The organism is Mycobacterium sp. Dal123C01 (assembly GCF_052566995.1).
Map to the genome: position 1 here is coordinate 2053063 of NZ_CP199580.1, position 10413 is coordinate 2063475.

The window sequence follows — 10413 nt, forward strand, 5'->3', positions numbered from 1 at the left end:
AACTAGCTTATCTAAATTTGTTTGGGTTTACGGAGTAGGGAGCACCATGGCGCGCACCGATAGCGATCGCTGGGATCTCGCGACGAGTGTCGGGGCCACGGCAACGATGGTCGCCGCCCAGCGGGCGCTGTCCAGCGACGAGAAGTTGATTGACGATCCCTATGCCGCGCCGTTGGTGCGCGCCGTCGGGATCGATGTGTACGTCCGGTTGGTCAACGGGGAGATTCCGGTTGGCGAGGATTCCGAATTCGATCCACGGCGAATGGCCGTGGGGATGGCCTGTCGCACCAGGTTCTACGACCAGTTCTTTCTCGGAGCCGCACAAAGCGGCGTTGCCCAGGCGGTGATTCTTGCCTCGGGTCTCGACGCACGTGCTTACCGCTTGCCGTGGCCGGCGCGCACCGTCGTCTACGAGGTCGACATGCCCGAGGTGATCGAGTTCAAGACCCTGACCCTGCGCGAACTCGGTGCCGAGCCGACCGCCGAGCGGCGCACCGTCGCTGTCGATCTGCGCGACGATTGGGCCACCGCACTGCAGGCCGCGGGATTCGACCCGAAGGCTCCCTCGGTGTGGAGCGCGGAGGGCTTGCTGGTGTACCTGCCGGACGATGCGCAGGACGCGCTGTTCGACAACATCACCGCGCTAAGCGCCCCGGGCAGCCGGCTGGCGTTCGAATTCGTGCCTGACACAGCAATTTTCGCGGATCCGCGATGGCGCGCACACCACGACCGAATGAGCGAGTTCGGGTTCGAAGTCGATTTCAACGATCTCGTCTATCATGGCCAGCGCAGCCACATCGTCGACTACCTCAAGCAGCGCGGCTGGGCAGTGTCGTCGCACACGGTCAAGGAACTGCACGAGGCCAACGGGTTTGCCTATCCCGACGACGAGGTCGCGGAAGCCTTCGCCGATGTGACCTACAGCAGCGCGGTACTGACGCGATAACACCGAATGGTGTGGCGGGCCTTAGCGAAGCAGGCCATCCCGCAGGCGGCTGGTGAGCAGTTCCGAAAACACCGCACGAGCCGGTTCATCAAGGTTGTGAAAAGTCCCACGAACCGCATCCCGGTTGTATTCGGGAATTGACGCGACCGGGATCCAGAAGCTGTCGATGTCCAACTGAAAGAACGGTCCGGGCTCAACCGGCATCGTCCGGCGCAGGTAGTAGTTGGGATCGAGCACCTGGCCCATGCCTGGCCCGTAGCGCACGATCATCGATTTGCCTGGCTGCTGCTCGCGGTAAACCGCAGCGCCCTGCCATTCGGTCAGGGCCAGCCCCCCGGGAGCGAAGCGTTGCGGGCCGAGTAGCGGCTCGGCGATCCATTCGGCCCAGTCGATGCGACCATCAGGGCCCGCCGGGACTCGGATCTCCAGGAGATAGCGCAGACCGATGCGTTCCACCCCGACGATCGACGACACCTGCGAGCGGGCGTCGAGGACCCGCATCGCGACGTCGCACAACGCTTCGAAGGTGGTGTAGGCGGTGGTTTCGATGACGACTGCCTGATTTTTTATTGAGGCGGCTTGCGTGCTGTCCCGGTTGACATAACGGACGAAGTGCTCGGGCGTTGGTGCCGGACCGCCCCCCGGGCCCACTCCCCAGGCCATGTCCTGAGCTTGGCGTTCGATCGGCAGGTCGTCGGCGAGAAGGCGTTTGAGCTCTCGGCTCGACGATTCGGTGAGGGAATCCGTTGCGGGGTGACGGATTTCCATCGTTACCAGGGCTACGGGCGCATTTTGCCAGGCCGGATCGACACTCACCTCGCGAAGCATAGCCAAATCGTGTGCCGGCCACACGAGGGCCGTGCCGCACGGCTGAGGGGCCAACGAGTCGGCGAGACGCTGCCGGTCAAGCTGGCGTTTCCAACGCCGTGAACGCGGGTAGCTGACACGCAAAACGCCACGGGACGGGAGAACTAACGTGACCACCGCCGAACAGCCAGATCCAGAAGGCGACGAACAGCCCCCTCAAGCGGACGATAAGCAAGAAAATGACGTGTCCGCCGACCATAGTCCCACCTCGGCGCCGCCGGGAGAGACCACAACTGCCGGCGAGTGAGGCACACCTGCCGGGCGGAATGGGAGGCGCGGGTTGAACGCAACGGAAGACCCCTCGGCGAGTAAACGTCGGCTGGGCTGCCGTTTTGGTGCCCCCACTAGGACTCGAACCTAGGACCTGCGGATTAAAAGTCCGTAGCTCTACCAACTGAGCTATAGGGGCGGCGAAGATTCAGGATACTGGGTGCGAAACGCGCCTCGAACCCCACTCGTTTGAGGATTGGGCCTGCGGTGACCTAAGCTGGCGTGGCTCCCAACGGTAGTTGCGTTGCGAGTGCCCCGGAGTGATTCGGTTCTGGCCCCCATCGTCTAGTGGCCTAGGACGCCGCCCTTTCACGGCGGTAGCACGGGTTCGAATCCCGTTGGGGGTACGCGCAACGTCGGCAACGTCGGAGCGAGCAGTACACGCAGGAAAGCAAGGCCCTGTGGCGCAGTTGGTTAGCGCGCCGCCCTGTCACGGCGGAGGTCGCGGGTTCGAGTCCCGTCAGGGTCGCCAGCACGGCGAGGCACACGCTGCCTTCCGGTCATGGCCAGGTAGCTCAGTCGGTATGAGCGTCCGCCTGAAAAGCGGAAGGTCGCCGGTTCGATCCCGGCCCTGGCCACCACATTCGACATATTGCCGTGGGCTGTTCCCGTCCGTTCGCCGGCTGGCTGAGCGGCCGCTGCCCGGGTTTCATTCTCAAGTGCGCGATTACTCGCATCGCGAATTATGTTGTCGCAGAACGATACTGAGCTAATCCGAGAGATATCGCCCTGCTGGCGTCGACGAATTGGTGTATCCCGCCGACGGCGGCGGCGGGCTGCGCAATCTGCGGGCGAGGCACCCCGCGATGCGGTACAGTTCTGAACGATCCAAAATGGAACTTGAGTTCCGTCATGAGTGGGTCCGGCAGGTACGACCTCGATCGATACGTGTGCCGGCGACTCGCGCGGCGCTCGGCGGTGGCCGATAGGACAGGAGATCGTCGGTGTATCGACTGATCAAGAAGGCGTGGATACCGCTACTTCTTGTCGCCGTGGTCGCACTCGGCGGATACGTCGTGATTCGCGTTCGCGACAGCTTCGGTGCCAATACCGCTGTCGCGAGAGGCGAGGTAAATGCCGAGACGAAGCCGTTCAATCCCAAGCACATCACCTACGAGGTCACGGCACCGGCGGGCGGCAGCGTCAGCGTCAACTACCTCGATGAAAATGGGCAACCCCACCTTGTCGAAAACGCCCCGCTGCCGTGGTCGTACACCATCGTGACGACCCTGCCGTCGATGTCGGCCAACATCGTCGCCCAAGGTGACACCGGGATGCGCCACATTCGATGCCGGGTCATCGTCGACGGCCAAGTCCGCGACGACCGCAGCCTCGACGAATACCAACCCTTCATCTACTGCTTGGTGAAATCTGTATGAGTACCGAGCCTGGCTCTCGCTCCCGCATCGCCCGCCTGATCCGCGTCCTGGGGGTGCCGATCATCTTGTTCTGGCTGCTCGTCGCGCTAGGCACCACGCTGTTCACGCCGGCGCTTGGCGAGGTGGCGGGCAAGCACTCGGTGCCCATGGCTCCGCGGGATGCGACCGCGTTCAAAGACATGATGAATATCGGCCACAAGTTTCAGGAGTTCGACACCGACTCCTCGGCAATGGTCGTGTTGGAAGGCGACGACAAGCTCGGCGACAGTGCGCACATCTTCTACAACAAGATCGTCGAGAAGCTCAAGGCCAGCAAGCATGTCCAGTTCCTCCAGGATTTCTGGAGTGACCCGCTGACCGCCGCCGGCTCCCAGAGCCCGGACGGCAAGGCCGCCTATGTGCAGGTGTTCCTCGACGGTGCCCAGGGCACCACTCCCGCCCACAAGTCGGTCGCCGAGGTCCGCAAGATCGTCAAAAGCGTCCCGCCGCCGCCGGGGGTCAAGGCCTACGTGGCCGGCAACACCGCGCTCAATACCGACACGCTGATCGCCGCGCACAACAGCATGGACCTGATGACGTTGATCACGATCGGCGTCATCTTCGTGATGCTGCTTTTCATCTACCGCTCGCTCAAGAACGCGATCCTCGCGTTGATCCTGGTCCGCTTCGAGCTGTATGCCGCCGAGGGCATCGTGGCGACCGCCGGCAATCTGAACATCATCGGCCTCACCCCGTACGCCGTCAGCATGGTCACGATGCTGACCATCGCCACGGGAACCGACTACTTCATCTTCCTGTTGGGCCGCTACCACGAAGCCCGATCCCGTGGCGAGGACCGCGAACAGGCGTACTACAGCGCCTACAACGGCGTGGTGCACGTCATCCTGGGGTCGGGTCTGACGATCGTGGGCGCCTGCTTGTGCCTGACCGCGACCAAGCTTCCGTACTTCCAGACGATGGGGATACCGTGCGCCATCGCCTTGGTGGTGACGATGCTGGCAGGCCTGACGCTGGCGCCCGCGTTGCTCTCGGTCGCGTCCAAGTTCGGTTTCTTCGATCCGAAACGTCAAGTGTCGGAACGGGGTTGGCGCAAAGTCGGAACCATGGTGACGAGGTGGCCGATACCTATCATTGTCGTGGCGTCCTTCGTCGCGGTGATCGGTTTCATCAGCCTGGCGACCTATGTCCCGACTTACAACGACAAGAAGTTCACCCCGCCGGACATCGCGGCCAACGTCGCGCAGACAGCGGCTGAGCGGCATTTCACCCCGGCGCGCATGAATCCGGAATTGCTGATGGTCGAAGCCGACCATGATCTGCGCGATCCGGCGGACATGCTGATCATCGACAGAATCGCCAAGAGCGTCTTCCATGAACGCGGCATCGGGCGGGTGCAAACCATCACCCGGCCTCTCGGGGCCCCGATTGAGCACAGTTCGATCCCGTTCGTGATCGCCATGAATAGTTCCAGCACCCTGCAGACGGCGAAATTCATGAACGACAGCATGGCGTCGATGCTCGAGCAGGCCGACGAGATGGGCAGAACGATCAGCGTCATGCAGCACATGTATGGCGTCATGAAGGAGATGACCGAAACCACTCACGAGATGACCCGCGATATGCACGTCTTGCAAACTGATATCGAGGGAATACGCCAGCACGTCGCCGATTTCGAAGACACGTGGCGCCCGTTTCGCTCCTTTTTCTACTGGGAGAAGCACTGCTTCGACGTCCCGGTGTGCTGGTCGTTGCGGTCGATATTCGACACACTCGACGACATCGACGTCATGGCCGACGACATTGGGAAAACCACCAAAGACATCGACATGCTCGATACTTTGATGCCGCAACTGCTCGCCGACTTTCCCAAGACCATCGAGTCGATGCAAAGAATGCGCGACTTCATGCTGTCCACCCACAGCTCCATGGCTGGCATCCAGCGGCATATGCAAGAAAACGCCGAAGGCTCGACGATGATGGGGAACTACTTCGACGAAGCCAAGAATGACGACAGCTTCTATCTGCCGCCGGAAGTCTTCCAAAACCCCGACTTCAAACGCGGACTGAAAATGTTCGTCTCGCCCGACGGTAAGGCGGTCCGATTCATCATCACCCACCAGGGCGACCCCGCCTCGGTGGACGGCATCCGCCACGTCCAGGGCGTCAAGCAGGCGGTTGCCGACGCGATCAAGGGAACTCCCCTGGAGTCCGCGAAGGTGTCGCTGGCCGGCACCGCCTCGATGTACAGCGACATGCAGGACGGCGTGAAGATCGACCTGATGATCGCCGGCATAGCAACGCTGATCCTGATCTTTTCGATCATGCTGCTGATCACCCGTAGCCTGGTCGCATCCCTGGTGATCGTCGGTACCGTGCTCGCATCGCTGGGCACCGCATGCGGTCTATCCGTGCTGCTCTGGCAGGACATCCTCGGGGTGGGCTTGCAATGGATCGTGCTTCCGCTGACGGTCATCATCCTGCTGGCCGTCGGGTCCGACTACAACCTGCTGCTCGTTTCCCGTCTGAAGGAAGAGATCCCGGCCGGCCTCAACACCGGCATCATCCGGGGCATGGGCGCCTCCGGCCGGGTGGTCACCGCGGCCGGCCTCATATTCGCGGCCACCATGGCGTCGATGGTCGTCAGCGACCTGGTGGTGATCGGGCAGTTCGGCACCGCGATCGGGATGGGCCTACTCGTCGACACGTTTATCGTGCGAGCCTTCATGACGCCGGCGATCGCTGCCGCACTGGGCCGCTGGTTCTGGTGGCCGCTGGACACCTTCGCCATGAGGAAGAAGGCCGAAAAGCCGCAGAGCGATACCGCGCCCATCCCAGAACTGACGAGGGTGTGACGAGGTTTCAGGCAGGAATCGCGCATATGAGTGAGATGGAATCGAAGCTTCGCCAACGCACAGTTGGCCGGCTGGACCGATCCCGGGATCCCGCGATCCTCAACGCCGCTCTTGCCGCACTGACCGAGAACGGCTACGACGCCACGAACATGGACGACATCGCCGCACGTGCCGGCGTCGGCAAGGCCGCGATTTACCGGCGGTGGTCATCGAAAGCGGCGTTGATCACCGACGTTCTCGTCCACTGGCGGCCGGATCTGAGTACCGACGACGCGCCCGACACCGGGAGTCTGGCCGGCGACGTCGAGGCCCTGATCGACCGTGCGGTGCACTACGACAACGGGTTGATCACCAACAACTTAGTACTCCGCGTCGCCCTGGAAGCCACTCGCGACCCAGAGCTCGCCACGACTCTCGACGATCTGATGCTGCTCAGGGGCGGACGCCAGATAACTATTATCTTGGACCGCGCCTTGGCCCGCGGTGAGATCGCCCCCGACCGAGACTGGTCCCTGGTCGCCAACGTACTCACCGCTATGAGCCTGCTACGGGTTCTCAACGGACAAACCGTCGATGCGAAATTCCTGCGGCAAGTCACCGAGACACTCGTTCTCCCCGCACTGTCCAGCTAGCGCGTCTTTGCGGCAGCGAGTTCTATCTCGGCGGAAATCCGCCGGTGGCCACCGGCCCCCAGCGGCCGGGCGTGACGCGAACCAGGCACTTGCCTTGATCCACCATGGCACGGCGGTAGTCCGCCCAGTCCGGGTGCTCTCCGGCGATCACCCGGAAGTAGTCGACGAGCAGTTCCACCGCTTCGGGCAAGTCGATCACCTCGGCCTCCCCATCGACTTGCACGTAGGCGCCGTTGAAATCATCGGAAAGAATGACCACGCTCGCCGACGGGTTGCGGCGGATATTCACACATTTCGCGCGTTGGGGGTAGGTCGCGATCACTATGCGGCCCTGCTCGTCCACACCACCGGTCACCGGCGAACTGTGCAATGACCCGTCGGAACGGAAAGTACTCAGCAGCATCTTGTGTCTGGGCCGGATGAAGTCGAGCAGTTCGGGAAGACCGACCACGTCCGCGGTCGCTACTTTGGGAGCCATGAAATCCATGCTAGCGATCCGCGGAACGGATCTACGGTGTGGTTGAACACGTTGCAGCACAACGCATTCTTTTATTCGGCGCGACGTCGACTAGATCGGCGCGATCATGTCCGATGTCAGGAACTCAATCGGCGACTGAGAGTGCGCCGATGGGCGCTCAATGAACACCCAAGCGCCCGTCGTATTCGCGGAAATCGCGTCTTGCAGCGTCACCGTGCCCGATCCGGCGCCGTCGGTATCGATACCGCCGGCAGTAACTCCGGAATCTCCGACCACGCAGCCCGCAGAAGGCCTGGGCGACTGGATCAGTCTGACGTTGTAGTGGGTTTGCGGCTCGGCGGCAGTCAATTGCACCTGCGCGACGACCTTGTTGGATCCCGCCTTGCTAATGACGGCCTGGCCGCTGCCCTTGCCATTTGTCGCCACATTTAGCGACCAGGTGAAATCGCAGGCCCGAAATTTTGGACTCAACGGCACCAGAGTGCCCGCGGAACTGGCATCGGCCGCGGCGACACCCGTCCCGCCCCAGAATGCGGCCGTCCCAAGCATATTGGCGCCAACGAACAACAGCGCGGTGATTCTTCGCATCTATTTCCTGACGCATCATTTCTGCACAAATAGTGTTGAGAACCTACCAAAGTAGTGAACGAACTCGGCTATAAATGAGCAGACAGTTAGACAAATCACATAATAAGTAATTGTGCAGCCCAGCTCACAGGTGCTGGTCAGGGTAGCCTTTCCTGTGCGGGCACTAATCTTCGGACACAAGGCCTTTCACCTGCTGGTAATAGATGACCTTGCCGCCGCCAGCCCAATTTCCTTCGGGAATTTCGTGAATCAGCGTCCAGACATGAAATGCCTTAGAGCCCAAGGGCTCGATTCCCGCCGCAGCGCACACCGCGGCATGCACGTCGGCGGCGAGTTGTTCCTTGTGGTTCTTGTCGACGGCGCCCGCGAACACCGTCAGGTCGACCCTGAACCGGGGGTCGCGCGGTCCGCGGCCGCCGACGGAGACCTCGGCCGGCTCCATCGCATGCAGGTACACCAGGGTGTTGTCGCGCAAATACGGTGTGTCAGGGGCGCGTTCGGCGCGCAGTAGCGCGGTGACCAACTCGTCGGCGAGCCGGCTCAGCGGCTGTTCGTCTATGGAGCCGCGCACGAATGTCAGGTCGATCATCGGCATGGCAATCCGCCTCCTTTGTTCAGAGCTTTCGCAGGCCTCGCACGACCTTGACGTACGGTGTGGTCGCGGACCACAGACTAGCCGATCGGCTACTCGGACCATAGGTGATCGGCCGCGGTTCATCGATGGCCCCCGACCGCGTATTTCCCGCCGTTGGCTTACCGGGTTAATCGACCAAGAGCCGCGACAATGACTGGATGCGTTGTGTGCGCCCGGTCCTTTCGCTCGCGGTAACCATCGGCCTGGTCGCGGTGTCCGACGCCACAGCCGCGCAGGCAAGTCCCGACGTACCGCCCGTCAGCGATGCGGCGCGCGCGGCCGGGTTCGTCGACGTTCGCAGCGTGGTGCCTGACGCGATCATCGACCTGCGCTACGCGACGACGAACAACTTCACCGGCACGCAGTTGTATCCCTCTGACGCTCGATGCCTCGTACACCAATCCATGTCTCAAGGCCTCGCGACTGCCGCCTCAGCGCTGCGTCCGCAGGGGCACCTCTTGGTGTTCTGGGACTGCTACCGGCCGCACGATGTTCAGGTCAGGATGTTCAACGTGGTCCCCAACCCGGCATGGGTGGCACGCCCGGGTCCTTTCGCGCACAGCCACGAGTCGGGGCGGTCGGTCGACGTCACATTCACCAGCGTCCAGCAACAGTGCCCGCCCGAACGCCACGCAGACGGGATTTGCCTAGCCGACATGGGTACCGACTTCGACGATTTCTCCCCGCGCGCAACGGCATTCGCAACTCAAGGGGTCAGCGCCGACGCTCGGGCGAATCGGGCCCAGTTGCGGGACGCGATGAAATACGGCGGACTGAGCGCGTACTCCGGTGAGTGGTGGCACTTCGACGGTCCAGGGGCCGGCGTCGACCGTCCGATTCTCAACGTTCCCGTCGACTAGCTATCTCATATGCTGAGACATTGGTTTCATAATGTGGTCCGTCCTCGGTAGGCTATGCACCATGAACGACGCATCCCGGGCCAGCTACACGCACGGACATCACGAGTCCGTGCTGCGCAGTCATCAGCGGCGCACCGCGGAGGACTCCGCGGGCTACCTGCTGCCGTACCTCAAGCCGGGGCTGTCGCTGCTTGACGTGGGGTGTGGTCCCGGGACGATCACCGCGGACCTCGCCGCCAGGGTGGCGCCCGGATCGGTAACGGCCATCGATCAATTCGCCGATGTCCTTGACGCGGCCCGCGCGGAGGCTCAGCAGCGCGATCTGTCCAATGTCTCGTTTGCGACCGCCGATGTGGATCGGCTCGACCTACCCGACGACACATTCGACGTCGTGCACGCACACCAAGTGCTGCAGCACGTCACCGATCCGGTGCAGGCACTGCGCGAGATGCGCAGGGTGTGTGCGCCCGGCGGAATCGTGGCGGCTCGCGACGCCGACTACGCGGGGTTCGTCTGGTTCCCACGGCTCACGGCACTGGACTTTTGGCGCGACATCTACCAGCAGGCGGCCCGCGCCAACGGCGGTGAACCGGATGCCGGGCGGCAACTGTTGTCGTGGGCCCTCGAGGCGGGATTCGACGACGTCACACCTACGGGAAGCCTCTGGTGCTACGCGACGCCCGAGACCCGCGAATGGTGGGGCGAAATGTGGGCCGACCGAATCCTGCATTCCGGCATAGCCCGCGACATTTTGCGGATGGGCCTGGCCACTACCGGACAGCTCGAGGAGATCTCCGCGGCGTGGCTGACCTGGGCCGCGGCGCCGGATGGTTGGCTAGCCATCCCGCACGGCGAAATCATCTGCCGGGCCTAGATTTCACGCTGCGGCACTTCCGTTTGACCAGGT

Annotated in this window: 10 protein-coding genes and 4 tRNA genes; 9 read left to right on the forward strand and 5 right to left on the reverse strand. The window is 62.6% G+C overall.

All coding sequences use genetic code 11. The annotated features are described in order from the left end of the window. Nucleotides 1–46: 46 nt before the first annotated feature. A complete protein-coding gene (locus ACTXG5_RS09825; RefSeq protein ID WP_445163479.1) occupies nt 47–946 on the forward strand; it encodes a class I SAM-dependent methyltransferase in 900 nt (299 codons plus the stop codon). Nucleotides 947–967: 21 nt separating this feature from the next. On the opposite strand, the gene ACTXG5_RS09830 is transcribed toward ACTXG5_RS09825, so the two are convergent. Together ACTXG5_RS09830 and ACTXG5_RS09835 are read right to left on the reverse strand one after the other, a co-directional pair. Next, nucleotides 968–1774 (reverse strand): TIGR04255 family protein, encoded by an 807-nt coding sequence (locus ACTXG5_RS09830; protein ID WP_445163480.1) that lies wholly within the window; start codon nt 1772–1774, stop codon nt 968–970. Nucleotides 1775–2146: 372 nt separating this feature from the next. Next, a tRNA-Lys gene (locus tag ACTXG5_RS09835) sits at nt 2147–2222 on the reverse strand. A gap of 135 nt (nt 2223–2357) precedes the next feature. Here ACTXG5_RS09835 and ACTXG5_RS09840 point away from each other — a divergent pair. The 6 genes from ACTXG5_RS09840 to ACTXG5_RS09865 all read left to right on the forward strand — a co-directional run bounded on the left by ACTXG5_RS09840 (nt 2358) and on the right by ACTXG5_RS09865 (nt 6946). Further along, a tRNA-Glu gene (locus tag ACTXG5_RS09840) sits at nt 2358–2430 on the forward strand. Between the two features lie 48 nt (nt 2431–2478). Beyond that, nucleotides 2479–2555: transfer RNA gene (locus tag ACTXG5_RS09845), tRNA-Asp, on the forward strand. A 32-nt stretch (nt 2556–2587) separates the two neighbouring features. Then, nucleotides 2588–2664: transfer RNA gene (locus ACTXG5_RS09850), tRNA-Phe, on the forward strand. 363 nt (nt 2665–3027) lie between these two features. Continuing rightward, the gene (locus ACTXG5_RS09855) at nt 3028–3462 is read left to right on the forward strand and encodes an MmpS family transport accessory protein (protein ID WP_445163481.1); all 435 of its coding nucleotides are present in this window, start codon (nt 3028–3030) and stop codon (nt 3460–3462) included. After that, nucleotides 3459–6314 carry an MMPL/RND family transporter gene (locus tag ACTXG5_RS09860; protein ID WP_445163482.1) on the forward strand — a complete coding sequence of 952 codons (2856 nt, stop codon included), beginning with the start codon at nt 3459–3461 and terminating at the stop codon, nt 6312–6314. Before ACTXG5_RS09855 ends, ACTXG5_RS09860 begins: the two co-directional genes overlap by 4 nt. A gap of 26 nt (nt 6315–6340) precedes the next feature. Continuing rightward, nucleotides 6341–6946: a TetR/AcrR family transcriptional regulator gene (locus ACTXG5_RS09865; RefSeq protein ID WP_445163483.1), complete on the forward strand. Its 606-nt coding sequence runs from the start codon at nt 6341–6343 to the stop codon at nt 6944–6946. Nucleotides 6947–6968: 22 nt separating this feature from the next. Here the strand turns inward: ACTXG5_RS09865 and ACTXG5_RS09870 are convergent, their stop codons facing one another. The 3 genes from ACTXG5_RS09870 to ACTXG5_RS09880 form a co-directional block, all read right to left on the reverse strand. Next, nucleotides 6969–7424, reverse strand: a complete 456-nt coding sequence (locus tag ACTXG5_RS09870; RefSeq protein WP_445163484.1) for a PPOX class F420-dependent oxidoreductase — start codon at nt 7422–7424, stop codon at nt 6969–6971. A gap of 90 nt (nt 7425–7514) precedes the next feature. Then, complete coding sequence (locus tag ACTXG5_RS09875; protein ID WP_445163485.1) at nt 7515–8012, reverse strand: hypothetical protein; 498 nt, start codon at nt 8010–8012, stop codon at nt 7515–7517. Nucleotides 8013–8175: 163 nt separating this feature from the next. Further along, entirely contained in the window at nt 8176–8607 is a 432-nt protein-coding gene (locus tag ACTXG5_RS09880) for a tautomerase family protein (RefSeq protein ID WP_445163486.1), read from the reverse strand. A gap of 206 nt (nt 8608–8813) precedes the next feature. Here ACTXG5_RS09880 and ACTXG5_RS09885 point away from each other — a divergent pair, with 206 nt between their 5' ends. Beyond that, nucleotides 8814–9506, forward strand: a complete 693-nt coding sequence (locus ACTXG5_RS09885) for a M15 family metallopeptidase (RefSeq protein WP_445164346.1) — start codon at nt 8814–8816, stop codon at nt 9504–9506. A 61-nt stretch (nt 9507–9567) separates the two neighbouring features. Then, entirely contained in the window at nt 9568–10380 is an 813-nt protein-coding gene (locus ACTXG5_RS09890; protein ID WP_445163487.1) for a methyltransferase domain-containing protein, read from the forward strand. Nucleotides 10381–10413 lie beyond the last annotated feature (33 nt).

What these genes read in the sequence shown, in the direction of transcription:
- ACTXG5_RS09825 (WP_445163479.1), top strand. Translation starts at nt 47, where the DNA reads ATGGCGCGCACCGATAGCGATCGCTGGGATCTCGCGACGAGTGTCGGG.
- ACTXG5_RS09830 (WP_445163480.1), bottom strand. Translation starts at nt 1,774, where the DNA reads ATGCTTCGCGAGGTGAGTGTCGATCCGGCCTGGCAAAATGCGCCCGTA.
- ACTXG5_RS09860 (WP_445163482.1), top strand. Translation starts at nt 3,459, where the DNA reads ATGAGTACCGAGCCTGGCTCTCGCTCCCGCATCGCCCGCCTGATCCGC.
- ACTXG5_RS09865 (WP_445163483.1), top strand. Translation starts at nt 6,341, where the DNA reads ATGAGTGAGATGGAATCGAAGCTTCGCCAACGCACAGTTGGCCGGCTG.
- ACTXG5_RS09870 (WP_445163484.1), bottom strand. Translation starts at nt 7,424, where the DNA reads ATGGCTCCCAAAGTAGCGACCGCGGACGTGGTCGGTCTTCCCGAACTG.
- ACTXG5_RS09875 (WP_445163485.1), bottom strand. Translation starts at nt 8,012, where the DNA reads ATGCGAAGAATCACCGCGCTGTTGTTCGTTGGCGCCAATATGCTTGGG.
- ACTXG5_RS09880 (WP_445163486.1), bottom strand. Translation starts at nt 8,607, where the DNA reads ATGCCGATGATCGACCTGACATTCGTGCGCGGCTCCATAGACGAACAG.
- ACTXG5_RS09890 (WP_445163487.1), top strand. Translation starts at nt 9,568, where the DNA reads ATGAACGACGCATCCCGGGCCAGCTACACGCACGGACATCACGAGTCC.